This is a genomic window from Streptosporangium sp. NPDC000239, from assembly GCF_040300765.1.
In the GTDB taxonomy this organism is placed as follows: Bacteria; Actinomycetota; Actinomycetes; order Streptosporangiales; family Streptosporangiaceae; genus Streptosporangium.
Genome location: NZ_JBEPEI010000006.1, coordinates 294518 through 321392, shown reverse-complemented (window position 1 = coordinate 321392; position 26875 = coordinate 294518). Strand labels below are relative to the sequence as shown.

General features: G+C 71.4%; 27 protein-coding genes. 6 read left to right on the top strand and 21 right to left on the bottom strand.

What is annotated here, in order from left to right:
* Positions 1-101 precede the first annotated feature (101 nt).
* The 5 genes from meaB to mtnA all read right to left on the bottom strand — a co-directional run bounded on the left by meaB (position 102) and on the right by mtnA (position 7117).
* The gene (gene meaB / locus ABT340_RS18695) at positions 102-1079 is read right to left on the bottom strand and encodes a methylmalonyl Co-A mutase-associated GTPase MeaB (RefSeq protein WP_352012011.1); all 978 of its coding nucleotides are present in this window, start codon (positions 1077-1079) and stop codon (positions 102-104) included.
* Positions 1063-3243, bottom strand: coding sequence for a methylmalonyl-CoA mutase (scpA, locus tag ABT340_RS18690; protein WP_352012010.1), 2181 nt, complete (start codon positions 3241-3243; stop codon positions 1063-1065). Before scpA ends, meaB begins: the two co-directional genes overlap by 17 nt.
* A complete protein-coding gene (locus ABT340_RS18685; RefSeq protein ID WP_352012009.1) occupies positions 3240-5006 on the bottom strand; it encodes a methylmalonyl-CoA mutase family protein in 1767 nt (588 codons plus the stop codon). Before ABT340_RS18685 ends, scpA begins: the two co-directional genes overlap by 4 nt.
* A gap of 197 nt (positions 5007-5203) precedes the next feature.
* Positions 5204-5983 (bottom strand): peptidoglycan recognition protein family protein, encoded by a 780-nt coding sequence (locus ABT340_RS18680; RefSeq protein WP_352012008.1) that lies wholly within the window; start codon positions 5981-5983, stop codon positions 5204-5206.
* A gap of 153 nt (positions 5984-6136) precedes the next feature.
* On the bottom strand, positions 6137-7117 hold the full coding sequence (mtnA, locus tag ABT340_RS18675) for an S-methyl-5-thioribose-1-phosphate isomerase (protein WP_352012007.1): 981 nt from the start codon (positions 7115-7117) through the stop codon (positions 6137-6139).
* A 46-nt stretch (positions 7118-7163) separates the two neighbouring features.
* Between mtnA and ABT340_RS18670 the strand changes: the two genes are divergently transcribed.
* The 3 genes from ABT340_RS18670 to ABT340_RS18660 all read left to right on the top strand — a co-directional run bounded on the left by ABT340_RS18670 (position 7164) and on the right by ABT340_RS18660 (position 10414).
* Entirely contained in the window at positions 7164-8669 is a 1506-nt protein-coding gene (locus tag ABT340_RS18670) for a serine/threonine-protein kinase (RefSeq protein ID WP_352012006.1), read from the top strand.
* Between the two features lie 46 nt (positions 8670-8715).
* Positions 8716-9828 (top strand): DUF5925 domain-containing protein, encoded by a 1113-nt coding sequence (locus tag ABT340_RS18665; RefSeq protein ID WP_352012005.1) that lies wholly within the window; start codon positions 8716-8718, stop codon positions 9826-9828.
* A 109-nt stretch (positions 9829-9937) separates the two neighbouring features.
* On the top strand, positions 9938-10414 hold the full coding sequence (locus ABT340_RS18660; RefSeq protein WP_352012004.1) for a hypothetical protein: 477 nt from the start codon (positions 9938-9940) through the stop codon (positions 10412-10414).
* Between the two features lie 74 nt (positions 10415-10488).
* Here ABT340_RS18660 and ABT340_RS18655 read toward each other — a convergent pair whose 3' ends face one another.
* From ABT340_RS18655 to ABT340_RS18625, 7 genes are all read right to left on the bottom strand, one after another.
* The gene (locus tag ABT340_RS18655) at positions 10489-10812 is read right to left on the bottom strand and encodes a hypothetical protein (RefSeq protein ID WP_352012003.1); all 324 of its coding nucleotides are present in this window, start codon (positions 10810-10812) and stop codon (positions 10489-10491) included.
* A gap of 649 nt (positions 10813-11461) precedes the next feature.
* Positions 11462-11650 carry a hypothetical protein gene (locus ABT340_RS18650; protein ID WP_352012002.1) on the bottom strand — a complete coding sequence of 63 codons (189 nt, stop codon included), beginning with the start codon at positions 11648-11650 and terminating at the stop codon, positions 11462-11464.
* Between the two features lie 437 nt (positions 11651-12087).
* Positions 12088-12828, bottom strand: coding sequence for an ABC transporter permease (locus tag ABT340_RS18645; protein WP_352012001.1), 741 nt, complete (start codon positions 12826-12828; stop codon positions 12088-12090).
* A 63-nt stretch (positions 12829-12891) separates the two neighbouring features.
* Positions 12892-13776 (bottom strand): ABC transporter ATP-binding protein, encoded by an 885-nt coding sequence (locus tag ABT340_RS18640; protein WP_352012000.1) that lies wholly within the window; start codon positions 13774-13776, stop codon positions 12892-12894.
* A 12-nt stretch (positions 13777-13788) separates the two neighbouring features.
* Entirely contained in the window at positions 13789-14091 is a 303-nt protein-coding gene (locus tag ABT340_RS18635) for a transcriptional regulator (protein ID WP_352011999.1), read from the bottom strand.
* On the bottom strand, positions 14088-14714 hold the full coding sequence (locus ABT340_RS18630; RefSeq protein ID WP_352011998.1) for a hypothetical protein: 627 nt from the start codon (positions 14712-14714) through the stop codon (positions 14088-14090). The genes ABT340_RS18635 and ABT340_RS18630 overlap by 4 nt, the downstream gene beginning before the upstream one ends.
* A gap of 120 nt (positions 14715-14834) precedes the next feature.
* A complete protein-coding gene (locus tag ABT340_RS18625; RefSeq protein ID WP_352011997.1) occupies positions 14835-15200 on the bottom strand; it encodes a winged helix-turn-helix transcriptional regulator in 366 nt (121 codons plus the stop codon).
* Between the two features lie 66 nt (positions 15201-15266).
* On the opposite strand from ABT340_RS18625, the gene ABT340_RS18620 reads away from it, so the two are divergent.
* Positions 15267-15914 (top strand): NADPH-dependent F420 reductase, encoded by a 648-nt coding sequence (locus tag ABT340_RS18620; protein WP_352011996.1) that lies wholly within the window; start codon positions 15267-15269, stop codon positions 15912-15914.
* Positions 15915-16107: 193 nt separating this feature from the next.
* On the opposite strand, the gene ABT340_RS18615 is transcribed toward ABT340_RS18620, so the two are convergent.
* On the bottom strand, positions 16108-16701 hold the full coding sequence (locus ABT340_RS18615) for a TetR/AcrR family transcriptional regulator (protein ID WP_352011995.1): 594 nt from the start codon (positions 16699-16701) through the stop codon (positions 16108-16110).
* 1 nt (position 16702) lies between these two features.
* On the bottom strand, positions 16703-17089 hold the full coding sequence (locus ABT340_RS18610; RefSeq protein ID WP_352011994.1) for a hypothetical protein: 387 nt from the start codon (positions 17087-17089) through the stop codon (positions 16703-16705).
* Positions 17090-17180: 91 nt separating this feature from the next.
* Here ABT340_RS18610 and ABT340_RS18605 point away from each other — a divergent pair, with 91 nt between their 5' ends.
* Complete coding sequence (locus ABT340_RS18605; protein WP_352011993.1) at positions 17181-18458, top strand: M20/M25/M40 family metallo-hydrolase; 1278 nt, start codon at positions 17181-17183, stop codon at positions 18456-18458.
* A 4-nt stretch (positions 18459-18462) separates the two neighbouring features.
* Here the strand turns inward: ABT340_RS18605 and ABT340_RS18600 are convergent, their stop codons facing one another.
* The 3 genes from ABT340_RS18600 to ABT340_RS18590 all read right to left on the bottom strand — a co-directional run bounded on the left by ABT340_RS18600 (position 18463) and on the right by ABT340_RS18590 (position 20827).
* Positions 18463-18903, bottom strand: a complete 441-nt coding sequence (locus ABT340_RS18600; RefSeq protein WP_352011992.1) for an ATP-binding protein — start codon at positions 18901-18903, stop codon at positions 18463-18465.
* 141 nt (positions 18904-19044) lie between these two features.
* Entirely contained in the window at positions 19045-19860 is an 816-nt protein-coding gene (locus ABT340_RS18595; RefSeq protein WP_352011991.1) for a DUF1206 domain-containing protein, read from the bottom strand.
* Between the two features lie 37 nt (positions 19861-19897).
* Positions 19898-20827, bottom strand: a complete 930-nt coding sequence (locus tag ABT340_RS18590; RefSeq protein WP_352011990.1) for a Ppx/GppA family phosphatase — start codon at positions 20825-20827, stop codon at positions 19898-19900.
* Positions 20828-21025: 198 nt separating this feature from the next.
* On the opposite strand from ABT340_RS18590, the gene ABT340_RS18585 reads away from it, so the two are divergent.
* The gene (locus ABT340_RS18585) at positions 21026-21991 is read left to right on the top strand and encodes an NADP-dependent oxidoreductase (protein ID WP_352011989.1); all 966 of its coding nucleotides are present in this window, start codon (positions 21026-21028) and stop codon (positions 21989-21991) included.
* Positions 21992-22072: 81 nt separating this feature from the next.
* Here the strand turns inward: ABT340_RS18585 and ABT340_RS18580 are convergent, their stop codons facing one another.
* The 4 genes from ABT340_RS18580 to ABT340_RS18565 form a co-directional block, all read right to left on the bottom strand.
* A complete protein-coding gene (locus ABT340_RS18580) occupies positions 22073-22954 on the bottom strand; it encodes a carbohydrate ABC transporter permease (RefSeq protein ID WP_352011988.1) in 882 nt (293 codons plus the stop codon).
* Positions 22951-23856, bottom strand: a complete 906-nt coding sequence (locus ABT340_RS18575) for a carbohydrate ABC transporter permease (RefSeq protein ID WP_352011987.1) — start codon at positions 23854-23856, stop codon at positions 22951-22953. Before ABT340_RS18575 ends, ABT340_RS18580 begins: the two co-directional genes overlap by 4 nt.
* A gap of 81 nt (positions 23857-23937) precedes the next feature.
* Positions 23938-25203, bottom strand: a complete 1266-nt coding sequence (locus tag ABT340_RS18570; RefSeq protein WP_352011986.1) for an extracellular solute-binding protein — start codon at positions 25201-25203, stop codon at positions 23938-23940.
* Between the two features lie 742 nt (positions 25204-25945).
* Positions 25946-26764, bottom strand: coding sequence for a phytanoyl-CoA dioxygenase family protein (locus ABT340_RS18565; protein ID WP_352011985.1), 819 nt, complete (start codon positions 26762-26764; stop codon positions 25946-25948).
* Positions 26765-26875 lie beyond the last annotated feature (111 nt).

Genomic DNA, 26875 nt, shown 5'->3' with positions numbered 1-26875 from the left:
TCAGTTTCTTAAGCAAGGATTCATGTAATGTGGGCAGAATTCGCAAATCAGTTCCCACCTGTGGTCGCTCAGCGTGACCGGGATCACATGACCTCGCGCGGTCACGCGGGCCGGTGCCCGAAGGCGTCCAGGATGCGGTCGGCGGCCAGGGACGGCGTCAGCTCCCCCGTCTGCACCAGCCGCTCGACCTCCGGGGCGATCGCGGCCACCTCCGGATGCCCGCGGAGCCCGGCCAGCAGGCGTTCGGTCACCAGCGCCCAGGTCCAGCCGACCTGCTGCGCGCGGCGGCGGGCGGACAGCTCGCCCGAGACCTCCATGGCCTCCTGGTGCGCCACGACCTGACGCCACAGCTCCTCCATCCCCGCGCCTTCGAGTCCGCTGCAGGTCAGCACGGGCACCGTGCGCTCGGAGCGCAACAGCCGCAGCGCCCCGGCCAGCTCCCTGGCCGCCCTCCTGGCGTCCGGTTCGTGCGGCCCGTCGGCCTTGTTGACCGCGATCACGTCCGCCAGCTCCAGCACGCCCTTCTTGATGCCCTGGAGCTGGTCGCCGGTCCTGGCCAGCGCGAGCAGCAGGAAGGTGTCCACCATGTCGGCGACCGCGGTCTCCGACTGGCCGACCCCCACCGTCTCGACGAGTACGACGTCGTAGCCCGCCGCCTCGACCACGACCATCGCCTCACGGGTCGCCTTGGCCACCCCGCCGAGCGTGCCCGAGGTCGGGGACGGGCGGATGAAGGCGGCCGGGTCGGCCGCCAGTCTGGACATCCTGGTCTTGTCGCCCAGGATGCTGCCGCCGGTCCTGGTCGACGACGGATCGACGGCGAGCACCGCGACCCGGTGCCCCCTGCCGGTCAGGAGGGTGCCGAGCGTGTCGACGAAGGTGGACTTGCCCACGCCGGGCACCCCGGTCACCCCGACCCGGCGGGCCCTGCCCGCCAGCGGGGCCAGCTCGACCAGCAGCCGCTGGGCCATGGCCCGGTGGTCGGGCCTGCTCGACTCGACCAGCGTGATCGCCCTGGCGATCCAGGCCCGGGAGCCCTCCTTGACCCCCCGGGCGTAGTCCTCAACCGTCCTGGACATGGCCGAGCCGGGTACGCAGTTCGGCCAGCAGCTCCCCGGCGGCCCCGGCGATCACGGTCCCGGGCGGGAAGATCGCCGAGGCCCCCGCGGCGCGCAGCGCCTCGAAGTCTCCCGGCGGGATCACCCCGCCGACCACGATCATGACGTCCTCCGCGCCCAGCTCGGCCAGCGCCGTCCGCAGCGCGGGCACCAGCGTCAGGTGCCCGGCGGCCAGCGAGGAGACCCCGACCACGTGCACGTCGGCCTCGACCGCCTGGCGGGCGACCTCCTCGGGCGTCTGGAACAGCGGGCCGACGTCCACGTCGAACCCGAGGTCGGCGAAGGCCGTCGCGATCACCTTCTGCCCCCGGTCGTGGCCGTCCTGGCCCATCTTGGCGACCAGGATGCGGGGGCGGCGCCCCTCAAGCCGCTCGAACTCGGCGCAGGCCGTACGGACCTCGTCCACTCCCGGACCCACCTCCTGCCGGTAGACACCGGAGATCGTGCGGATCTGGCCCGCGTGCCTGCCGAAGACCTTCTCCAGCGCGTCGGAGATCTCCCCGACCGTCGCCATGGCCCGCGCCGCCTCGATGGACAGCGCCAGCAGGTTGCCGTCCCCGGCCGCGCCCTTGGTCAGCGCCTCAAGGGCCCGTTCGACCCGCGCCGGGTCGCGCTCCTGGCGCAGCCTGCGGAGTTTGTCGAGCTGCTGGGCGCGCACCGCGCTGTTGTCGACCTTGAGGACCTCGATGGGCTCCTCGGCGTCGGGCCGGTACTTGTTGACGCCGATCACCGGCTGGCGCCCGGAGTCGATACGGGCCTGGGTCCGGGCCGCGGCCTCCTCGATGCGCAGCTTGGGCAGGCCCTGGTCGATCGCCCTGGCCATGCCGCCCGCCGCCTCGACCTCCTGGATGTGCCCCCAGGCCCTGACCGCCAGCTCGTGGGTGAGCCGCTCGACGTAGTAGGAGCCGCCCCACGGGTCGATCACCCGGCAGGTGCCCGACTCCTGCTGCAGCAGCAGCTGGGTGTTGCGGGCGATCCTCGCGGAGAAGTCGGTCGGCAGCGCCAGCGCCTCGTCCAGGGCGTTGGTGTGCAGCGACTGGGTGTGCCCCTGGGTCGCGGCCATCGCCTCGACGCAGGTGCGCACCACGTTGTTGAAGACGTCCTGGGCGGTCAGCGACCAGCCGGAGGTCTGCGAGTGGGTCCGCAGCGACAGCGACCTGGGGTTCTCCGCGCCGAACCCGGAGACCAGGCGTGCCCACAGCAGCCGGGCGGCGCGGAGCTTGGCGACCTCCATGAAGAAGTTCATGCCGATGCACCAGAAGAACGACAGGCGGGGCGCGAACCTGTCGACGTCGAGCCCGGCCGCGGTGCCCGCCCTGAGGTACTCGACGCCGTCGGCCAGGGTGTAGGCCAGCTCCAGGTCGCACGTGGCCCCGGCCTCCTGGATGTGGTACCCGGAGATCGAGATGGAGTTGAACTTCGGCATCCGCTCGCTGGTGTAGGAGAAGATGTCGGAGATGATCCGCATCGACGGAGCGGGCGGATAGATGTAGGTGTTGCGGACCATGAACTCCTTGAGGATGTCGTTCTGGATGGTCCCGGCCAGCTGCTCCGGCGCCACCCCCTGCTCCTCGGCGGCCACGATGTAGAGCGCGAGCACCGGGAGCACCGCGCCGTTCATGGTCATCGACACGCTCATCCGGTCGAGGGGGATGCCGTCGAACAGCTGCCGCATGTCGTAGATGGAGTCGATGGCGACCCCCGCCATGCCCACGTCCCCGGCCACCCTCGGATGGTCGGAGTCGTAGCCCCGGTGGGTGGCCAGGTCGAAGGCGACCGACAGTCCCTTCTGCCCGGCCGCCAGGTTGCGGCGGTAGAAGGCGTTGGACTCCTCGGCCGTGGAGAACCCGGCGTACTGCCTGACGGTCCACGGCTGGTTGACGTACATGGTCGGGTACGGCCCGCGCAGGTACGGCACCGCCCCCGGGTAGGTCTCCAGGAAGCCGAGCCCGTCGAGGTCGTCGGCCGTGTACAGCGGCTTGACGTCGATGCCCTCCGGCGTCCGCCACGTCAGCTCGTCCGGGTTCTGACCGGTCGCCCGCCGTACGGCCCGCGCCCAGCCCTCCCGGTCGGGGAGCGCCGCGGGCTCTCCGGTCAGCCCGATTCCGGAGAAGTCGGGAATCAACGAGCCACCTCCAGGTCGTCGAAGATCGTGTGGAGCACGCCGAGCGCGTCGCACCCGGCGTGGACGGTGGCGTCCACGCCCACGTGGTCCCCCCTGCCCGCCAGCCACACCTTCACCGCCCCGGCCTCGCGCAGCGCGGCGGCCACGGCCTCGGCGTGCTCGCCGTACAGCCGGTCGCTTGAGCACAGGCAGGCGATCCTGGCGCCGCTCGCGGCGAAGGCCGCGGCGATCGCGGCCGGATCGACCGTGCCTCCCGGCGGCACGGGGGCGGTGAGGGCCGCGACGCCCCCGGCGTTGAACAGGTTGGCCGCGAAGGAGGCCCTGGCGGTGTGCGCGGCGACCGGGCCGATGACGGCCAGGAACACCGCGGGCCTGACCTCCTGGGCGTCCGCCAGGTCGCGCAGCGCCTCGAACTCCTGGGCGTAACGGACACCCGCCCGGGGACGCGGTCTGGGCGGCCTGCTCAGCGGGCGCTCACCGAGGTCGGGGAACTCGCTCACCCCGGTGATCGGGTCGCGGCGGTGCGCGATGTTGCCGGAGCGCTCACGCCAGGTGGCGGCGATCCGGCCGGAGACGAGCCCCGACTCCACGGCCACGGCCATGCCCCCGGCGCGTTCGATCTCCTGGAACCACTCCCAGGCCTTGCCCGCCAGGTCCTCGGTGAGCCGCTCGACGTACCACGACCCGCCCGCGGGGTCCGTCACCCTGGCCGTCCCCGCCTCCTCGACGAGCAGCGCGTGGGTGTTGCGGGCGATCCTGCGGGCGAAGGCGTCGGGCAGCCCCAGGCAGGCGTCGAACGGCTGCACGGTCACCGCGTCCGCCCCGCCCGCCCCGGCCGCGAAGCAGGCCAGTGTGGTGCGGAGCATGTTCACCCAGGGGTCGCGGGCCGTCATCATCGCCGAACCGGTCACCGCGTGCTGGCGCTGCCCCGCGTTCTCCACCGCCCCGCACACCTCGGCGACGCGCGCCCAGACCCGGCGCGCGGCGCGGAGCTTGGCGATGGTGAGGAACTGGTCGGCGGTCGCCGCGTAGCGGAACTCCAGCTGGCCGAACGCCTCCTCGACCGGCAGTCCCGCGCCGGTCAGCGTCCGCAGGGCCGCCACCCCCGCCGCCGTCGCGCAGCCGAGCTCCTCGGCGTCGCCTGCCCCCATGTCGTGGTACGGCGTGCCGTCGACCACGACCGCGCGCAGCCCGGGGAAGTCGGCCGCGCAGCGCCGGGCCAGTTCGGCCGCGGTCGCGGGGTCGCGGACCGGGTCGGCCCCCAGGTTCCCGGTCAGGCCGCCCCGGGCGACGCCGCGCCGTTCGGCCAGCGCGAACAGTGTCCCGGCCGCCTCCGCGGTGCGTTCCCCGGCGTCCAGGACGATCGGGACCAGGTCCAGGTAGATCTCCTCGCCGAGGACACGCGGCAGGTCCTCCGGCTCCAGCGTGAGCCACAGTGAGGTGACGCCGTTCTCCAGATCGGCCAGGACCGCCTCCCTGTCGGCCACCTCGTGGCGCTGCCTGACGTCCCAGCCCCCCACAGGGCGGGCCCCTCTGACGTACGGCGCCACACCGGGCAGGCCCGGGTCGCCGGGCAGGTCGGAGGAGTCGTAGAGCGGCGCGATGGTCACGCCGTCGTAGGTGGTGGAGGACAGCGCCTCCTCCGGTGAGTCCGTCTCGATCCCGGACTTGCGCAGGACGCCGAGCGCGAGCTCACGCCACCGCTCCCGCGTGGTCGGCGGGAAACCGTCGGCCGTTCGAAGTTCCTCAGGCGGCACCGTCATGAACCGGATAGTAAGCCCACCCGCCAAACCGCCTTCCCTCCCCCCGGTCCCGAACGGCGGGCTCCCGCTCACGGCCGAGGCGTACGGCCTCACCGGCCTGGGATTACCCGGGGTCACACGAGGAAAGGCCCCGCCCTCCCGGCGGAGGGGCCGGGAGGGCGGGGCCTTCTGGTGGGCCGGATGCCCACCAGGGCGGATCAGGTGACCGGGGCCTTCCAGGTGGCGTCCCAGGTGGCGCGGTCGACGGCGCCGGTGACCGGCAGGCTCTTCTCCGTCTGGAAGGCGCGGCACACCTCACGGGAGCGCTCGCCGTACAGGCCGTCGACGTCGATGTCCCAGCCTCGGGCCTTCATCTTGGCCTGCCAGGTGCGCACGTCCTCCCCCTCCAGGAGGGGCGGGTACTTCAGGACGCGGCCGGGGAAGGCGGGCGGGGACGGCTCCTGGGGCTCGCCGGGGGTCTGGCCGCCGCCGGGGCGGGGGGCGCCCCTCCTGACCCAGGCGTACAGCGCGTCTCCCGGGCAGTCGGTCGAGTAGCCGTCGCGGTGGCCCTTGATCTCTCTGCCGGCACCGCCCTTGAGGCGCAGGTAGTCGACGGCGTCGAGGATGGCGTTCAGGGTGTCGTCGGTCGGCTGGACCAGACCGGCGTTGCCGACCAGGCCGAGCACGGCGTAGTGGGCGCTGTTGAGACCGGCGCCGTTGGCCGCGGGCAGGTGACCGGGGCCACGGCCCTCGAACACCTTGCGGTGCGGGCAGGCGATCATCGAGTAGCCGATGTCGATCCAGCCGTTGCCGTCCATGTGGAAGTTCTGGATCGACCTGACCATCGCGACGCACTTGGCGTGGTCGTCGACGATGCCCGGGCTCACCTGGCCGCCGGTGTAGTGGACCTTGACTCCTTTGGTCGAGGTGAGCCTGCCGTAGGAACCGCGCGGCTCCCGGGCACCCCACTCTCGACGGGTAACAAGATCGATGGCCACGAGGGTTCTCCACGGTTTGGGTACAGGGGGTTAATCGGAGCGTAGTCGTTGACGCTTCGCCTGATCCCGTGGTTTACGAACTGATCTCCTGAAGAAACGGGACTCTGGCGACCGATCACCCTCGCCTACCCATAGAAAGCCCCCCAAACCCATTCAGGGTCGTTCTCCCAGGTCAGGGCGGATGACCCTGCGCTCGGTGACGATGGCCGTGACCAGATCGTGCGGGGTGACGTCGAAGGCCGGGTTGGCCGCGCGGGCCCCCGCGGGCGCGAGCCGTGTCCCGCGCACGCCGAGCACCTCGTCCTGGTCGCGTTCCTCGATCTCGATCCCGGCGCCGGTCGGGGTGGCGGGGTCGACGGTGCTCTCCGGGGCGACGACGACGAACGGCACGCCCGCCCGGCGGGCGCCCAGGGCCAGGGCGTACGAGCCGATCTTGTTCGCCGTGTCGCCGTCCGCGGCGATCCGGTCGGCGCCGATGAGCACCGCGTCCGCGTACCCCCTGGCCAGCAGGAACGGTCCCGCCGAGTCGGCGATCAGCCGGTACGGCGCGCCCATCCGGTCCAGCTCCCAGGCCGTCAGCCTGGCGCCCTGCAGCAGCGGCCTGGTCTCCATGGCCAGCGCCTCGGCCAGCCGTCCCCGCTCGTGCAGGGTCTGCACGACGCCGAGGGCGGTGCCGCGCTCGACCGCGGCCAGGCCTCCGGTGTTGCAGACGGTCATGATCCGCACCCGGTCACGCCCGGTGAGCTCGCGCACCAGGTCGGCGCCCCGCTCCCCCATCGCGCGGCAGGCCGCGATGTCGTCGTCCCTGATCCGCAGGGCGTGGGCGAGGACCGCCTCGAACCCGCCGTCCAGATGGCCGAGCGCGGCGTCGACGGCCCAGGCGAGGTTGACCGCGGTCGGCCTGGCCGCGCGCAGCCTGGCCGCGACCGCCACGGGGTCGGGTTCGTCGCGTACGGCGAGCGCCACCCCGAGCGCCCCGGCGACCCCCAGCGCGGGCGCCCCCCGTACGGCCAGCCGCCGGATGGCCCCGATGAGCTCGTCCACCGTGCCGATCCTGAGCATGTCGCATCTGTCGGGAAGCGCCGTCTGGTCCACGAGTTCGATGGCGTCGTCCACCCAGTCGATCGTCCGCATGTCTCAAAATATGCCTATATCAGGCGGGCATCGCTAGCCTTGCCCCGTGAGCACCACCCCCCTGTCCCAGGACGACCCCCGCAGCCTGGGCGCCTTCCGGCTGACCGGAAGGCTGGGCGAGGGCGGCCAGGGCGTCGTCTACCTGGGGCAGACGCCCGGCGGGGAGCAGGTCGCCGTCAAACTGCTGTTCGGCGCCGACGCCGAGACCCGCGCGCGACTGGCCAGGGAGCTGTCGGCGCTGGAGAGCGTCGCCCCCTTCTGCACGGCCCGCGTGCTGGCCGCCTCGGTCGACGGGCCCCGGCCGTACGTGGTGAGCGAGTTCGTCGACGGGCCGTCCCTGCAGCAGCGGATCAGGGAGCGCGGGCCGCTGCGGGGCGGTGAGCTGGAGCGGCTCGTGGTCGGCACGGCGACCGCGCTGGCGGCGATCCACGCGGCCGGGGTCGTGCACCGGGACTTCAAGCCGGCCAACGTGCTGCTCGGTCCCGACGGCCCCCGGGTCGTGGACTTCGGCATCGCCAGGGCGGACGGCGCGGCGACGATGACCTCGGGCATCGTCGGCACCCCGGCCTACATGGCGCCCGAGCAGATCGGCGGTTCCCCGGCCTCGCCCGCCTCCGACGTGTTCGCCTGGGCGGCCACCATGCTGTGCGCGGCGAGCGGGCGTTCGCCGTTCGGGGCCGACACACTGCCCGCCGTGCTGAACCGGATCCTCAACCACCGGCCCGACCTTTCCGTACTGCCCGCCAGGCTGGCCGGGCTGATCGGCGCGTGCCTGGACAAGGACCCGGCGCGCAGGCCCACCGCCCGTTCCCTGATGGTGAGCCTCGTCGATCCGGGCGGGCAGGCTCCGCCGTCCGGGAAGCCGGTGGGCGGGGCGGTGACCGGAGAGGCCACCGGAGGGGCGAAGGCCGGGGAGAGCACCGGTGAGGGCGGCGCGGACCTGCGCACCCAGGCGTCCCGGCGGCGTTCCGGGACCGTGCTCGGCGCCGGTCTGGCCGCCGTTGCGCTCGTGGCCGCCGGGGGTGTCACGGTCTGGTACCTGGCCGGCGGGCCGGGTTCGGTCCCCGCCTCGACGGGCGGCCCCCGCGTGACGGGCACGCCCGCGGGCGCCACCGCCTCCCCTTCAGACGAACCCCGGGGGGAGTACGACGACCTGCCCGGCGACGTCTACGACACCGGGGAGCCGGTCCCCGAGTCCTCGGCGGGTCCAGGAGGCGCCGGAGTCCCCGCCGCGTTCGCCGGGACCTGGTCCGGGCACATCAAGCCGACGGAGAGCGGACCATTCCCCCTCCGCGAGCACGACGTGACGATCGTCCTGGCCCAGGGGGAGAAGTCGGGCTCGTGGACCGAGCCGACCTCGGGGTGCTCGGGCACCCTCGCGCTCGCCAGAACCAGTGGGAAGACCCTCGGGTTCGAGCTGAAGGTCCACGACGTCCTCCAGTGCGTCCCGGGCGACCTCACCCTCACCGGCAAGGGCGGACGGCTGGCCTACCACTGGACCGACGGCATGGGCTTCGGCACCACCTACGACGGCGTGCTGTCCAGGAAGTGAGGTAAATCCCTCGACCCGGATGGCCGCGAAGGGAATCATTGCCGACATGTCCGTTCTCAGGGAGGTCAGTATCACTCCGGAGCCGCACCCGGCGGAAGTACCGATGAACATCTGGCTCGACGACGGCGACTCGGCGGTCGACGTGATCGACGCCCTGGCGCTGTCGCCGTTCGCGACGGGCGCCCAGCCGTGGTCGCGCACCACCGAACTGGAACGGATCCGCGCCGACGCCCCGCTCGCCCCGGCGACGGGGACGCTGGTGCGGGTCGCGCGGGAGGACGACGGGCGGGAGTCCCGGCTGATCCGCGGGGAGGGCTGGACGCTGCGGGTCGTCCGCTACCGCAACCGCTCCGCGCTGGTCAGCGTCACCGCGGTCGACGAGGGGCTGGCCCGCTCGGTGATCGAGGAGACGGTCAAGGACGCGCGGGAGGCCGTGCCGGAGAGCGACCACGTCGAGATGGGCTTCTGGTGGCAGGGCCCGCACGGCGCCCGCCGTTCCGGCAAGCCCATCACCGCCGTCCCCTGGGCGGAGATCGGCGGCAACTACTCCCGGTCCCTGCGCGGCCCGCTGGACCGGCTGATGGCCCTGACCCCCGCCGACGTGCGTGGCCGCCTGGTCCTGCTGCACGGACCGCCCGGCACCGGGAAGACGACGCTGCTGCGCACGCTCGCCCGTGAGTGGCGCTCCTGGTGCCAGGTCGACTGCGTGCTCGACCCGGAGCGGCTGTTCAACTCCCCCGGCTATCTGATGGAGGTCGCGGTCGGCTCAGACTCCGACGACGAGGGCGGCAAGAAGTGGCGCCTCCTCGTGCTTGAGGACTGTGACGAGCTGATCAGGGCCGGAGCCAAGGAGGTGACGGGGCAGGGTCTCTCCCGGCTGCTCAACCTGACCGACGGCCTGCTCGGTCACGGCCGTGACGTGCTGGTCGCGATCACGACCAACGAGAGCCTGTCCCGGCTCCACCCTGCGGTGGTCCGCCCGGGCCGCTGCCTCGCCCAGCTTGAGGTCGGCGCCCTTCCGCACGACGAGGCGGTCGGGTGGCTGGGCACCGCGGAGGGCGTCCCGGTGTCGGGCGCGACCCTCGCCGAGCTGTTCGCCCTGCGTGACGGGGTGGGCGAGGCCCCGGCCGAGCCGGAGAGCATCGGCCTGTACCTCTGAGGGCTGTGTCCGCGGGCGTCGCACCCGGGAGATCGTGTGGTCTCCCGGGTCGTTCCCCGCATGTGACAGGATGTCGCTCCACGAGGGACGCGCCGTTATTGTCCGGTGGATGGGCACTCTCGGCAAACGTTCCCCCGGCCGTGACCGGGGGCCGAAGCGGCACAGCCCGCTGAAGGCGCTGGTGCTGACGGCCGTGACAGGCTTTGCCCTGGTCGCCGGGATCGGCGCCGTCGGTGACCGGATCAGCAGGGCGCACAACGCCGTCAAGGCGAGCACCCCGGCCCCCACCACCCCCGCGCCCGGCCCGCCGTCCGCGGGGACGTCCGTCGGCGTGTCCCCCGACGCGCGCCGGGTCCGGGCGCTGCTGGGCGCCCTGCGGGAGATCGATCCCGCGCTCGGCGCCGCGCCCGGCCGGGGGGAGCCGGTCGGCCGGGCGCTGGCCTCGTGCCGGGACCTGGCGGAGGGAACGGAGCGGGCGGAGGCGAGACGGCGGGTACGCGCCCGCTTCGGCGAAACAGTCGTGACCGGTTCCCGGAAGGCGGAGCGCGTCCTGACGGCCATCGAGAGAACGCTCTGCTCACCCTGAGATTTCACGGCATATTGCATATGTCATGAAATATGCCGTGAATCACCTCGGACCGTTCGGGGAGAATTCCGGGCTCAGGACTCGCTGTCGGTCCAGACACCGGTCACCCTGCCGCCTCCCGGGCACCGATAGCTCTTCGTGTGCGAGGTGTACTGCCAGGGCGAGTGGTAGTCGGCGCCGCCGGTCGTGCACCGCACGCCGAGCCGCCAGCGCTCCCAGCCGTCCATGATGGTGCAGCCGCCGTACCCGATGGTCCTGGCGTCGTTGGTGTAGGAACGGCAGGTCGCCAGGGGGGCGGACAGACCGGAGGTCCCGGCCTGGGCGGGAGGATGGCCGTACACCAGTCCTCCCAAGGCCAGAACGCCCGCGGCGGCGACGGCCGCCTTTCTGGTGATCACGCGCTGGTACCTCCGATGGGAAGCGAGGGGTGGACCGCGGGCGGGACGCCCGCACAGAGGTGCGCGACAAAAGTTATCTTTGACCTAGGAAAGAGACAAGAAAAGCCTGACATATGCGATTATGTTATATGCCTAAAAATGGTGAAATAAGGCGTGGAATATCGTCCGATATTCCGGTCGGGGGCAGATCCCGCGCCGCATCGCGCGGACGCCGAGCGCCAGGCCGCCGGACCCGGCCCCGAGCACGGTCAGCGGCACCGGCCCGGCCGGCACCCCGAGATGAGGGCGAGCAGCGAGGTGGGCACTCGCAGGCAGCCCGGCTTCACCACAGAGGCGAAAGGCGTGCGGGTAACGGCGACGGCCGAGGAGGGCCGGCCAGGGGAAGCGCGGAGGTAAGGCAGGAAATCCCAGGTCAAGAGGTTTCGCGGGCCGCATCGTCACCTGAGCCGGACACGTGCCGGCTTACCGGTCGGCGCCGGCCGGTGACATCGGAACCCGGGTTCATCGACAGCCGTGCAGAACCGCCTGGGACAGCGCTCAGAAGCCGGGTCGCCCAGGGCAGACCACCCCGGGCGACCCGGCTTCCCAACGACACCATCGATCTCGATCACCGGCTACGGCTGCCGGACCCACGGTCAAGCCGGCACGGTCAGCACTTCTTCAGGATGGCGGTGAGGATTCCTGTATTACTAGCCGTTACGCATGGGTTTGAGTTGGACTCAAGAACGCCGAGCCCATTGGACGGTGCGGGGTCGGCGGCTGACGGTGCCGCCGTGGCCGCCAGCATGCCGAAGACGGCCATCCCAGCGGCAGCGAACCCGATGACGATGCGGCGCACGATGCTTTCTCCTCTTTCCTGGAGTTGTCGATCCACCTCAAGTGGTAGCCACCCCATTAAACACGAACCGTAACCGTCGGCTACACAGAGCTACCTTCGTGTGGGGGAAATCCACGGGGCCCAGGAAACGAGCGACAGCGCCTGATGTACAGGACGGGTCCCGAAAAGTCGGCACACCAGGACAAAACCAGAGACTCCCGCTTTGAGAAGGTGGAGCGCGAGCGCTCGGGTGGTGGCGGCGACCGAGGAGCGCCACGAGCTGACCTGCGGAAACACTCCCCTTCCCGGACACGGGAACGGCCCGGGCCACCTGGCCCGGGCCGTTCCGCCCTCGCTGACATCGTGTTACGCGAGACCGGGGACTTTCTCCGGCGTCGCGGTCCCCGCCTGCCCCTGTGAGGCGGGTGAGGGCTCCTTCCAAGGTCTCTCGGGTGAGCTCAGGAGAAGCGGCGCCCCTCGTCGCGGCGGTAGGCCCACACGGCCAGGCCGGCGAAGAGCGCGACCCACAGCGCCAGCATCGCCAGGGAGAGCGGGGCGGGCGAGAAGCCCGTGCTGGCGGCCCAGACCAGCTCGACCGCGCCCCTGGTCGGCAGGTAGGGGGCGACGGCCTGGATGAACGCCGGGGCGGTGCTGGGAGGACCGGTGAGCAGACCGCCGCCGACGGCCATCGGGAAGAACACCACCTGGGCCACGACGATGGCGGCCTTCGACGGCAGCGCGTAGCCGATGAACAGGCCCATCAGGGTGAAGGGAAGCGATCCCAGGAGCAGCGCGGTCAGGCCGAGCAGCAGCTGCCCGAGGGTCACCGTCGCCTCCGTGAGGAAGGCCGCGATGAGCAGGACGGGGATGACCGCGATCGTCATGATGCCCATGACGGTGAGGATGCGCCCGGTGAAGCGGGGCAGCGGCCCGGCGGGCAGGGTGCGCAGGTAGGGGTCCCACGGCTGGGCCCTGTCCTCGGCGACACCGATGCCGTAGGTGAACAGGCAGGAGGACATGACCGCGAAGACCAGCATCGCGCCGGTCGCGTAGGTCGCCGCGACCGAGTCGTCCCCGGCGAAGGGCACCACGAAGAACAGCATCGACAGCGCGGGGAAGACGGAGCTTCCGATCACCGTCATGGGCACGCGGACGGTTTCGAGGAACTGGTAGCGGGTGTGGGTGAGGACGAGGGACATCACGGGCTCCTGTCGGGGTCCGGTGGGAGGGGTCCGTTGGGGGTCGGGCCGCGAGGGGCGGCCTCAGGCGGCCTGGGGCTCACGGCCGGTGATGGAGAGGAAGGCCTCCTCAAGGGAGGTCGGCCTGACCTCAAGGCCGGAGAAGGGGACGCCGCTCAGCACCAGCTCGCGGACCAGGGCGTCGGCGTCGGAGGTGAGCAGGTGCGTACGGTCGCCCTCTCGCTCGACACCGATGACTCCGGCGAGGGCGGGCGGTTCGGAGACGGTCAGCGTGACACGGTGGACGCCCACCAGGCCGCGCACCGCCCCAACGGTGTCGTCGGTGAGCACCCGGCCCTCGCCGATCACGACGACCCGCTGGGCCAGGGCCTCGATCTCCTCCAGATAGTGGCTGGTCAGGACCACGGTCCCGCCTCCGGCGTGGAAGTCCCTGACCGCCCCCCAGAGGGCGTGGCGGGCCTCGACGTCGAGACCGGTGGTCGGCTCGTCGAGGAAGACCAGGCGGGGGTTTCCGGTGAAGGCGAGCGCGACCGCCAGACGCCGCTTCTGCCCGCCGGACAGGCCGCCGATCTGGCGCCTGGCCAGGTCGACGAGGCCGAAGCGTTCGAGCAGTTCCCCTCTGCTCACCGCGCCGGGGAAGTGGGCGGCCACGAAGTCGACGCACTCGCCGACCCGCAGCGCGGGCGGCAGGCCGGTCTCCTGCGGGGTGACGCCGATGCCGCGGCGCCTGGCCGGGTCGAGCGGTGAGCCGCCGAGCAGTTCGACGGTTCCCGAGGTCGGCCTTCTGAGCCCGGCGAACAGGTTGACCAGCGTGGACTTGCCCGCGCCGTTCGGACCGAGCAGCCCGACCAGTTCACCGGCGCGGATGTCCAGGCTGACGCGGTCGAGCGCCGTGACGGCCCCGTAGGCACGGGTGACCTCGACGGCGCGGGCCAGGATCTCTGTCATTGGGGTCCCCTCCTAGGACAGGTCGAGAAGTTCACGGATGGCGGCGGTGTAGTCCTCGAAGGCCCGGCGCCCCCGCCGGGTCAGAGCGACGTAGGTCGTCGGGGTGCGCCCCCGGTGGGTCTTGACGATCTCCACGTAACCGGCTTCCTCCAGCTTCCCCAGGTGTACGGACAGGTTTCCCGCGGTCATCCCGAGCAGCTCCCGCAGCCCCGGGAAGGTGATCTGGTTGGCCTCGCCCAGCGTGTTGAGCGTGGCGACCACCCGGAGCCTGGCCTGGGCGTGGATGACCGGGTCGAGCTCGCGCGGTCCCGTCATGCCCCGCCCCGCTGCCGCGCCCGCTGCACCACTCCGACGACGGTGAACACTCCACCGGCTCCGACGGACATGAGCAGGGCGTGGACGGTCGGTCCCGCGATGGCACCCGCCACGTTGAGCGCGGCGAGCCAGGCGCCGAGGAAGAACATCGTCCGCACCCGCCACAGCGCGCCCCCCACGGCGTAGAGGACGGCGACGACCGTCATGGACGTCACCGACCACAGCAGGCCGGACTCCTCGGAGGGCAGCAGGAGCGAGAGCCTGACGCAGATCGCGACCACGCAGGCGAAGCCGAACGACCAGGAGATGCCGTACATCATGCCCCGGTCGGCCGCCTCTCCCCTCACCTGGCCGCTGACCGTCCGCTGCGCGAAAAGGGTGGTCGCCATGGAGAGGATCATCAGCGCGAACAGCACCGCCAGTGCCGTGCTCCGGGAGAGCAGGCCGTAGGCGTAGTTCAGGAACAGGGCGCCGAACCCGGCGAACCAGGTGATCCCCCATGGCGTGTGGGTCAGCAGCGGGTCGCCGCCGAGCCGCCTGGTCGTCGTGGCCTGCTGCTCCTCGATCAGGCGGAGCATCTCCTCCGGACTCAGTGGCCGGTCGTCGTCGTCGAGCCGATCCATCCCCCTGCTCCTCAAACTAGTTTGAACCGTAAACCTCTGGTTTGAACTGTAAACCAGCTTGCGATCCAAACTCAAGGGGGTTGCGCCGCGAGACCGGCGACCATGAGCCGCGGTTCCGTTTCAGGACCCGTCGCGGGTCTCCACGCGTTCCTGGGCGCGCATGACCTCGTCGCCGTGTTCGGCGGCCCACAGGCCGAACGCCTCTATCGGCGGCAGCAGGCTCCGGCCGAGGTCGGTGAGACCGTAGTCGACGTGGGGCGGTGCGCCGGGGTGGACCCGGCGTTCGACCAGGCCGTTGAACTCCAGCCTGCGCAGGGTCTCGGTGAGCACCTTGGGGCTGATCCCGCCGATTCGTTCGCGCAGCCTGCCGGGCCGTACCGGGCCCTCGCGCAGCGCCCAGACGACCACGGCGTTCCAGGTGTTGGCCAGCAGGTCGAAGGCGAGCCTGGCCCGGCAGTCGGCGAGGAACCCCTGGTCGGCGGACACGCACCAAATGGTGCCCGATCGGCTGCCTAACGTCGTACCCGGGTCCGACCACAGGAAGGGACGAACATGATGAGGATCGGAATCGTGGGCACCGGCGGCATGGCGGAGGCCCTGGGCGGAAGGTGGGCGCGCGCCGGGCACGACGTGCTGGTCGGCGGGCGGGACGAGGGCCGTGCGGCGGCCCTCGCGGACAGGATCGGCGCACGCGCGGGAGACCCCCGGCGGGCGGCCTGGCACGGCGTGGACGCGGTGCTGCTTGCGGTGCCGTACGGCGCGGCCACCGAGGTGGTCTCCGCCCTGGCCGGCGTCCTGGACGGCCGCACGCTGATCGACTGCACCAACCCGGTCGCCCCCGGCTTCCTGCTGGAGACCGCGGGCGGCCCCTCCGCCGCCGAGCGTGTGGCCGCGGCGGCGCCCGGCGCGCGCGTCGTCAAGGCGTTCAACCTCTGCCACCGGAGCGTGTGGCACCTGGACCCTCCGGTCTTCGGCGGCCGTCCGCTGGCGGTCCCGCTCTGCGGTGACGACGCGCAGGCGCTGGAGACCGTACGGAGCCTGGTACGTGACCTGGGCTGCGAGCCGTTCGACGGCGGGGGGCTGGAACGGGCGGGCCTGCTTGAGGCGACCGCGGCCTTCCTGATCGGGCTCTGGGTCGGCGAGGGGGTGGACGCCCAGGCGATCGCGCCGCCGATGGAACACTCCGGCTCCCACGCCTGAACCCGCCCGGCCCGGCGCCACACCCGGCCGCGGCACGGTGACGTCAAAGGAACCCGGGCCGGCCAGAGCGTCCGGGGACCTCCGGACCGGGCCCGGCACCCTGCCCAGGTTGTGCCTGAGGTCGCCGAAGTGCGTGTCGCTGACAGTGATCACGATCCGGCCGAGGCCCGGGCTGCCGCCCGGGAACAGGGGTTCACGAGGGTTCGGCCCGTGTCGCCCTGTCGAAGATCTCGACGAGTTCGTCGGCGCAGTGGTCCGCGTCGTGGCCGTTGACGACGCGGTCGGCCGTCGCGTCGATGGCCGACCGCAGCGCCGTGCCCATCAGCTCGCCGTCGAACGCCCTGAACGTTCCCGCGCGCTGCCCGTCCTCGAACAGCGCGACCAGTCTGCCGATCGCGGCGTCGTGCTCCCGGCCGCCGACGGGCACGTGGTTGTACACGATCTGCTGTATCGCGCGCACGTGCCCGGGGTGTGCGGCGACGAAGGCGATGTTCGCCCTGATGTAGGCCTCAAGCAGCGCGCGGGCCCCGGTGGCGGCGTCGAGCCGCGGGCGCATGAAGGCGGCGGCGTCGGCGGTGACCTGGCCGACGACGGCCTCGAAGAGCTGTTCCTTGGTGGAGAAGTGATAGGAGATCAGTCTCTTGCTGCTCAGCCCGGCGTGCTCGCAGATGGCCTCGAAGGTGGTCTCCGCGTAGCCGCGCTCGGCGAGCACCGCGATGGTGGCGGAGGCGATCTGGGCCCTGCGTGCCTCGGTGGCCGCGGCCCGGCGGGTTCTGGCGATCTCCATGTCACCTCAGCCTGCCACGCTTCGGAAACGCCTCGCGCACGGCGCGGCGGTTGATCGTGAACGCGACGACGGCGACCAGGACGCCGATCACGCCCTGCTCCACCTTCATCCAGCCGGGGTAGCCGCTGTCCGGCGCGAGGATGATGAGCACGATTCCGACGGGCGCGGCGGCGGTGACGAAGCGGATGCGCACGTAGGCCGACCGCCTGCCGTGCGCGGCCTGCCCGGCGAGGACGACGAGCCAGGCGGAGGCGACCGCGACGGCGGCGCCGCGCAGCCACACCACCCAGTTGCCGCCGACGACGGCGGCCGTCCCGAGTGCCGCGACGGAGATGACGAGCACGGCGACGAAGAGCGCCCTGACCAGACTCCACACTTTGTTATCCATGCGGATAAATTTATACGCTTGGATAACAAGATGCAAAGACGTCACCGTGGGTATGCACCCATGATCAGTCGGTTTGCGGGGGGCGTGTTCCATGACTGGCGAGGTCTCGTCGATCTGCTCGAACCTGATCAGGTTCGACACCACCAATCCGGGCGCAGGGGAACGGCCCGCGGCCGAGTACGTCGCCGAACTGCTGGCCGAGGTGGGCATCGAGCCGGTGGTCTTCGAGTCGGCCAGCCGCAGGACCAGCGTGGTCGCCAGGATTCCCGGCGACTCGCCCGAGGCCCTGCTGGTCCACGGCCACCTGGACGTGGTGCCCGCCGAGCCCGCCGACTGGCGGATCCACCCGTTCTCCGGGGAGATCACCGGCGGCTGCGTCTGGGGCAGGGGCGCGGTCGACATGAAGGGCACGCTGTCCATGACGCTCGCCCTGGTCCGCGACTGGGCCAGACGCGGCGTGCGGCCGGCCAGGGACATGGTGCTGGCCTTCCTCGCCGACGAGGAGGCGACCGGCGAGTACGGCGCGCGGTACGCGGTGCGGCGGCGCAGGGAGCTGTTCGACGGCTGCACCGAGGCGATCGGTGAGTCGGGTGGCTACAGCGTCGAGGTGCGGGGGCGGCGCGTCTACCCGATCGCGGTCGGCGAGCGCGGCACCGCGTGGATGAGGCTGACCGCGGACGGCGTGACGGGCCACGGCTCCCGCCCTCCGGCGGACAACGCGGTCGCCGAGCTGTGCCACGCCCTGTCCAGGCTCGCCGCCCACCGCTGGCCGGTACGGCTGACGCCCGGCGTCGCCGCCCTGCTCACGAGCCTTGAGGAGATCCTGGGGGAACGCATCGACCGCGACCGGCTCGAACAGGAGGCCGAGCGGCTCGGCCGGGCGGGCACGCTGTTCGCGGCGCAGATCCGCAACTCGGCCAACCCGACGATGCTCCAGGCGGGTTACAAGGTCAACGTGGTCCCCGGCACCGCCACCGCCCACGTGGACGGGCGGTTCCTGCCCGGATACCGGGAGGAGTTCCTGGAGACGATCGACCGGCTGCTCGGGCCGAGGATCACCCGCGAGTTCCTCAGCCTGGAGGAGGCGCCGGACGCGTCGCCGGCCGCGCCCTTCTTCGAGCTGCTCCGCGCGGCGATCCTCGCCGAGGACGGACAGGCGCGGCCGGTGCCGTACGTGATGTCGGGGGGCACCGACGCCAAGTCCTTCGCCGAGATCGGCATCAGGGGGTACGGCTTCGCGCCGTTGCGACTCTCCCCCGACCTTGACTACTTCGGCATGTTCCACGGGGTGGACGAGCGCGTCCCGGTCGAGGGGCTTGAGTTCGGCGTCCGGGTGCTGGACCGGCTACTGGCCTCCCCCGCCGCCTGAGGGCTCACCGTACGGCGGCCAGCCTGTCCCCCGGCACCCCGGCGGTCTCCAGGACGAGCTCGAACCAGACCAGGTTGGTCCCCGCCTCCCGGGTGAATCCCCAGCTGTGGGACAGCGCCTCAAGCAGCGGCAGGCCGCGCCCCCCGGTGGCGTCGGCGGGGGTGTGGCACAGGCAGGGGACCTCGGCCGAGCCGTCGTCCTGGACGGAGACCCGCACGCCGCCCGCCCAGTGGGTGACGGTGACGGTGAACATGCCGCCGTCCCCCGACCTGGAGTGGACGACCGCGTTGGTGGCTATCTCACTGGTGAGCAGCACGCAGTCGTCGTGGAGGGGGTGGTCCCTGCCGAGAGCCGCCGAGATCAGTTTTCTGGCCCTCCCCACCTGGTCGGGGGACCCTTCCAGGTGGAGAATCCGTTCACCGCCGTCGCGCTCCGACAAATCCATATGGCCCTCCCGATGCCATCCGCCTCCATGGAAGGACGCGGGACCCGGACAGGGCGATGTCATGGAAAAGCACCAATAGGGTGACTTACCGGATAGGTAGGTGGGGCTTGCCACGGCGGCGCCGAGGCGCGTGGCCGTACGTCACAGCCGGTGCCAGCGCGCCTGGAGAAAACAGTAGGCCGCGAAAAGCAGCAGGCCGAAGGCCACGACGCCCAGCAGCCACGGCCCGGCCGGAGTGTCCGCCAGCGCGCGCAGCGTCGAGTCGACGCCCCTGGCCCTTTCCGGGTCGTAGGTGACCGCGGCCTGGACGACGAAGACCCCGGCCGCCACCGCGATCACGCCACGGGCGAGGTATCCGGCCGTGCCGAGCCGCTCGGCCAGGCGCCGCGCGCCCGGCGGCACCTCCCCGGTGCTCAGGTCATCGAGGAACTTTCTCTTCCATCCGCTGTGGATCCAGTGGGCCCCGAGCGCGACCACCCCGAGTCCCACCACGCCGACCAGGACCCGCCCGCCGGGCAGGTCCATCGCCATGGCGGTCAGGTCCTTGGAGCTGTCGTCGGACGAGCTGCCCGGGTCGCCCCTCAGCAGCAGGCCGAGCAGCGTCGCCACCAGCAGCCCGTAGGTGACCGCCCGCGCGACCGCCTCGGCCCGGTCCTTGACCTTCCCGCCCCGGTCGAGGACCGCCTCGGAGATCTGCCAGAGGGTCAGGGCCACGAAGCCGGCGACCATCAGCCACAACAGCACGGTGCCGAACGGCTGCTCGGCGACCGTCTCGACCGCCCCGGTCTTGTCGGCCTCCTTGCCCCCGCTTCCGCCGCCGAAGGCGATCCGCAGGGCCAGGAAGCCGATGAGGCCGTACAGGACGCCACGGCAGGCGAGCCCGAGGCGGGTCAGTCTCTCCAGAGTCCGGCTGCCGGCCGCTCTGCGGGCGGCACCTTGTACCTGAGCGCTGTTCATGAAGGCGCGCCCCTACCCGACGAAGAGCCGGTAAACCTCAGATCTCGGGCATCGTGTCGAGTCTGCGCAGGATGACGCCCTCGCGCAGCGCCCAGGGGCACACCTCAAGCTCCCCCACCCCCAGCAGGTCCATCGCGGCGTCGGCGACGATCGCCCCCGCGGGCAGCTGTGGCGCCCGTCCCTCGGAGACCCCCGGCAGGCCCGCCCGCGCGCGCGGGTCCATCCCGGCCAGCCTTCCGGTCCACTCCACCAGCTCGGTGTGCCTGAGCACCCGGCGGACGTTCCCCTCGCTCGACGGGGCCGCCCCGGTTATCCTCGCCAGCTGCCTGAAGGTCTTCGAGGTCGCCACCGCGTGGTCCGCCCTGCCGTACCTGGCGACGTCGCCGACCTTGCGGGCGATCTCCGCCCGCACGTGCCTGCGCAGGGCCCTGATCTCCTCCTGGGAGGGCGGGTCGGCGCTGAGGCGGTCGCGGGTGAGCCTGCCCGCCCCGAGCGGCAGCGAGATCGCGACGTCCGGCTGCTCGTCGATGCCCGAGGCGATCTCCAGGGAGCCCCCGCCGATGTCCAGCACCAGCAGCCGCCCCGACGACCAGCCGAACCACCGCCGCACGGCCAGGAAGGTCAGCCGCGCCTCGTCCTGACCGGAGAGGACCTGGATGTTCACCTCGGCCCGCGCGTTGAGGTCGGCGAGCACCTCCTCGCCGTTGACCGCCTCCCTGACCGCCGAGGTCGCGAACGCCATGAGGTCCTCGACGCCCTTGTCCTCGGCCAGGCGCAGCGCCTCCTCGACGTGCCCGCGCAGCAGCGCCGCGCCCTCCTCGGAGAGCCGCTCACCGTCCTCCATGTACTCGGCGAGCCGGAGGTCCACCTTGTGGGAGTAGGCGGGGAGCGGCCGGGCGCCCCGGTGCGCGTCCATCACCAGGAGATGAACCGTGTTGGAACCGATGTCGAGAACGCCCAGTCGCATGCGTCGAAGTTACTACCCCTCCATAACCGGAAGATCCGGTCTACCCCGGTTCCCGGGAACGCTCTCCTGAACAGTCCGTGAACGAAAGGTGCCGGAGGTTTCCCGGAAAGGACAAGGCGCCCGCGCGGGCCCGGCGGGCGGGGTTACCCTCTGCCGCGCCGCGCCGCCCTGCGGCCACGACCGAGGAGGAGACAGAACATGACTTCCATGCGCGCCGTAAGCCAGGACGTCTTCGGCGGCCCCGAGGTGCTGCACCCCGTCCTGCTGGACAGGCCACAACCCCTGCCGACCGAGGTGCTGGTCCGGGTCGTCGCCGCCGGGGTGAACCCCGTCGACGCCAAGACCAGGGCGGGCGGCGGCATGGCGGGTGTCCTGGGTGCCCCGCCCTTCGTCCTCGGCTGGGACGTCTGCGGCGTCGTCGAGGAGATCGGGTACGGCGTGCACACCCTGGCCGTCGGCGACGAGGTGTACGGCATGCCGTGGTTCCCCCGCCAGGCGGGCGCCTACGCCGAGTACGTCACGGCCCCCTCGCGGCAGTTCGCCCGCAGGCCCCGCTCCCTGGGGCACGAGGAGGCGGCGGCCGTACCGCTGGCGGCGCTGACCGCCTGGCAGGTCCTGGTGGACACCGCCGACCTGCGGCCCAGGCAGCGGGTGCTCGTCCACGCGGCGGGGGGCGGGGTGGGCCACTTCGCCGTCCAGATCGCCAAACACCTGGGGGCGTACGTGATCGGCACGGCCCGTGCGGCCAAGCACGACTGGCTGCGCGGGCTCGGCGCCGACGAACTCGTCGACTACACGGCCGTCCGGTTCGAGGAGGTGGTGCGCGAGGTGGACCTGGTGGTGGACCTGGTCGGCGACGGGTACGACGCCACGAGCACCCGTTCCCTCGGCGTCCTGCGTCCCGGCGGGCTGCTGGTCGCGGTGCCCTCCGGGGTCTCGCCCGAACTGGCCGAGTCGGCCGCGGCGCGCGGTGTGCGCGCGACGGGGTTCCTGGTCGAGCCGGACGGCACGGCGCTGGCGCGCATCGGCGAACTGGCCGACTCGGGCCTTCTCACCGTCGAGGTCGAGGAGGTCTTCCCCCTCGACCGGGCGGCAGAGGCCCACGAACGGCTGGCGGCGGGCCGTACCTCGGGCAAGCTGGTCCTGGGCGTCACCGCCCCCTGAGCGTCCCGGGCGGTCCCGTGCCGGAGCGACTCGACACGGGACCGCCGCCCACCGGGCCCCCACCGCTTGGGCCCGGGCGGGTCACTTGATGGAACCGGCGGTGAGACCGCCGACCACCTTCCGTTCGATGAGCGCGAACAGGATGATGACCGGGATCGTCGCGATGACCGAACCCGCGAACAGGTTCTGCCAGTCCACCTGGTACTGGCCGATGAAGGAGTTCAGGGCGACCGTGAGGGGCTGGTTGCCCGGGGTGGTGGTCAGGGTGAGGGCGACGACGAACTCGTTCCAGGCCGCGATGAAGGTGAAGATCAGCGCGGTCACCACACCGGGCATGGCCAGCGGGAGGGTGACCCGGAACAGCGCGCCGAAGCGGCCGTTGCCGTCGATGAACGCGGCCTCCTCCAGCTCACGCGGGATCGAGGAGAAGTAGGCGTTGAGGATCCACACCGCGAAGGCGAGGTTGAAGCCGCCGTTGACCAGGATCAGCGCCCAGACCGAGTCGACCAGCCCGAACTGGAAGAACTCGCGGTAGATGCCGACCAGCATCGCGGTCGGCTGGAACATCTGGGTGATCAGCACCAGGATCATGAACGCGGTGCGGCCCCTGAAGTCGTGCCGCGCGGTGTAGTAGGCCGCGGGCAGCGCCACCAGCAGCACCAGCACGGTCGAGCCCGCGGCGACCTGCAGGGTGACGCCCAGGTTCTGGGCGAGGCCACCGGTCCAGAAGTTCGTGAAGTTCGACCACTCGAACCGCTGCGGCAGGTAGGTCGCCTGGCGCAGCTCCCCCTGCGGGCGCAGCGCCGTCAGGACCATCACCAGGTAGGGGAAGAGGAAGACGAAGGCGATCAGGTAGGCGCTGGCCGCGATGACGACGGTCTTGACGGACGGGAGCGAGCGCGGCGCCGCGACAGGGGCCGTCGTCTTCTCCGCGACCGAGGGCGCGTTCTGGGTGAGGGTCATGCGGGTGCCGTCCTCCACTTGCTGACCTTCAGGAAGACGATCGTCAGGACGATCACCATGCCGAAGTTGACGACGGACATGGCCGCCGACTCGCCGATGTCGGATCCCTTGAGGATGTACATGAAGATGGTCGAGGTCGCCGTCGAGTAGCCCGGCTGCCCGTGGGTCATGGCCCAGATGATCGGGAAGCTGTTGAAGACGTTCATCACGTTGATGAGCGCCGCGACCGTGAGGGCGGGCCGCAGCAGCGGCAGCGTGATCGACCAGTAGGTCCGCAGCTTCGAGGCGCCGTCGATCTTGGCCGCCTCGTAGACGTCGGCCGGGATCGCCGACAGTCCCGCGAGCAGCGCGTAGGTGGTGAACGGGACGGAGACGAAGACCGCGACGAAGATGAGCCACGGCATCGCGCCCGACGCGCTGCCGAGCGGGTCGGCGTCCGCGCCGCCGAGGGCGTCCAGCAGCCCCAGGTCACGCCTGAGCATGTTGATCAGGCCGACCTCGGGGTCGAGCATCCACTTGAAGATGATCGACGTCATCAGGACGGAGGCGGCCCACGGCGCGATCAGCGCCCAGCGGGCGAAGCGGCGTCCGGGGAAGCGCTGGTTGAACAGCTGGGCCAGCGCCAGGGAGACGAGCACGGTCAGCGCGACCACCGCGACCACCCACACCAGGCTCCTGGCCATGACCCCGCCGAAGTCGGGCTCGGCGAACAGCTTGTCGTAGTTGCCCGTCCCGTTTCCGCCCTGGACGACGCCGAAACGGCTGATCTTCAGGAAGGACGACTGGACCATCACCACGACGGGCCAGACGACCACCACGGCGATCAGCGCCACGGCGGGGCCGACCCAGGCCAGCGGGGCGAGCGCGCGCAGCGCTCCGCCTCGCGCGGATGTTTGCTGCATGAGTCCTGCTTTCGGATGGACTGGTACGGCGCGCCCGCCACGCGGCAGGACGGGCGGGCGCGCCGTACCCGGGGGTGAGGGTCAGCCCGCGGTCGCGACCTTCTGGATCGCGCCGAGCACGGCCTTCGGGTCACCGCTGACGGCGCCGCCGATGGTCTGCTTGACCTGGGTGTTCACCTCGGACCACTTGGGGTCCTGGAAGGGGTAGAACGTCGCGTTGGGCAGCGCGTCCAGGAACGGCTTGAGCCTCTCGTCCGAGGAGAGCTTCTCGATGCCGGACTTCGTCACCGGCAGCAGCTTGTAGGTGTCGCTGATCTTCTGCGCCGCGTCACCGGAGTAGAAGTAGTCGAAGAACTTCTTGATCTGCTCCTGGTGGCCGTTCTTGTTGAAGGCCATGATCCAGTCCTCGACGCCGAGCGTGGTGTCCAGGGCCGCGGTCTTGCCCGCGATCGGGGCGACGCCGAAGTTGGTCAGGCCGCCCTTCTCGAAGATCGGGATGGACATGGGGCCGCCGTTGACCATGCCGACCTTGCCCGCGGCGAAGTCCGCCCAGACGTCCTTGCGGTTCTTGGTGCCGGGGTTGGGGCTGGTCAGGCCCGCGTCAACCAGGCCCTTGACGTACTGGAGGGCCTCGACGTTGGCGGCGGAGTCGACCGCCCACGCCCCGGAGGAGTCCTTGTAGCCGCCGCCGTTGCCCATGAACCACAGGAACGACTCGGCCTGGGCCTCCTCGTTGCCCAGCGGCAGGCCGAACGGCTGGCTGACGCCGGCCTTCTTCAGCTTCTCCGCCGCGGCCTTGAGCTCGTCCCAGGTCTTGGGCGCCTCGGCGATCCCGGCCTTGGTGAACAGGTCCTTGTTGTAGAACAGGGCGCGGGCCGAGGAGACGAACGGGATGCCGTAGCCGGTGCCGTCCACCTTGCCGAAGTCGGCGAACTTGGGCAGCAGGTCGGCCGAGGTGGCCGGGGACAGGACCTCGTCGGTCTTGTACAGCAGGCCGTCCTTGACGAAGCCGGAGTAGTCGCCGGTCTGCAGGATGTCGGGCACCTGGCCGTTCTGGACCATGGTCGCGACCTGCTTGTCGATGTCGTTCCAGTTGATGACCTGGACGTCGACCTTGATGCCGGGGTTGGCCTTCTGGAAGCCGTCGACGACGCCCTTCCAGAACTTCTCACCGCTGTTGTCGGCGGTGGGGCCGTCGCCGTAGTCGGCGGCGACCAGCTTCAGCGTCACGTCGCCACCGGCCGCCTTGTCACCGCCGTCGCTCCCGCTCTGCGTCGAACCGCAGCCGGTCATGACCAGTGCCGCGGACAGACCGAGCGTCAGCGCACCGACGAGCCTCTTGTTCACGTGAATTACCACCTTGATATTCAGACGATCGGAGCCGGTCCGTACCAGCTGGGGGGCCGCCGGAGTTCACCCGGCGGGTTGGAATGCTCGAAAGAGAGCCGGTGGCGGCCTGTGGGTCGCGGAGCTCCGGGCTTTCCCGTGGTGCGGACCAGAGTAGGTTCGTCCTATAGGACTGGTCTATACCGGTTGATATCGGTTTGACAACGTCGATCGAGAGAGCGCGCCACCGGTCCGTACCGGATTCTCACGGCGACGACCGGATTCACTATTACCGGTAGGAGGCGTCTCCGCTTAAGAAGTGGCGGTTCACCTGGGGTTACGTTGCCGACCGGTTCGATGACGAACTACGAACCTTAGTAAGTCGGCTGGAGAGATCCGTGGAATCGTGGGCCACCATGTCTGGTCCGCCGGGCGTACCGGCCTGGAAGTACCGGCCGCTCACGCGTCCCTTTCCGCCGAGCCGGAACCGGCATCGGCCGCCGTTCCCGCCGGGAGAACCGTTTCCACGTGCGCCGTTCCCCACCTGGACCTGGAGGCGGCCTTCACGTTTCGGGGTGGTCTGGACCACCTTCCCCGCCCACAGGAACCGGTACGGCCCGCGCGGGGACGAGACACCCGAGCGGGTCGCCACTTCGTCCCCTGGTCCCAGGAGCGGCGAACCTCACGCGGAGGGCCCTGCCGTCAGGGCTCTCCGCCCCACCCGCACGCGATCACGAACCTGGACGTCGCGGGCGGTGTGGTCTCAGCCCCCGGCGGTCCCTGACGCCCCCGCGCCGTGTCCCCGTTCGAGGCCCCGCCTGATGGCGGTCTCGACGGGTGAGAGGCCGCTCTCCGCCCCGTCCCCGCGGAGCGGCCCGGCCGGGCTGAGTCCCGGCTGGGCCAGGAAGCGCGGGCTCCGGCCGCGGTTCGGCTGCCCGGCGTGCACGAGGAACGGGTGGCACAGGTAGACGTCACCGGCGCCGCCGGTGGCCTGGACGACCGGGCGGTCGCGGCTCGCCGCCTCGGCCCGCCGGGCCAGTTCCACGGCGTCGAGGCCGTCCTCGCCCTCGGAGGCGAGCAGCCGCGCCACGTCCAGATGGGAACCGGCGCGCAGCCGGGTCGGCGTGTCCGTCTCCCCGACGTCCGAGAACAGGAAGAGCATCAGCAGCGCGCGGTCCCTGGAGGCCGCGTTCGCCCGCCAGGTCAGGTAGTCGCCCGGGACGGAGCCGGGGCCGGAGAAGCTCACGTCGACGTGCCATCCGTCCACGACGGCCGGTTCGCCCCCGGGGAAACGGATCACGAACCCTCCCAGGGTGGCGCGGGGGACCCAGCGCCCCCTGCCCACGAGCGCGTCGAAGGCGGCGTGCAGGCGCGGCGTGTTGGCCGCGTCCCTGAACGGTGGCTGCGCGTAGTCCGGGCGGGCCACGACCGGCCCCGGCCACGTGGCCGGGGCGGCGGGGTCGGCCCCGAGGTCCCGCCACACGATCTCGCGGCATCTCTCGGCGGTCTCGCGGGGGAAGGCGCCCTCGATCCGGACGAAACCGTCCTCGACGAAGGCCTCCACCTGAACGTCGGTGAGCACGTCCCCATGCTGGTCACCCGGTCACGGTCGCGGCAACCCGTTTTACGGGCACGCCGTACGGCGGCGCCGCCTGCACGGCGAGGCGGTGCTCGACCTGACCTGACGCCCCGG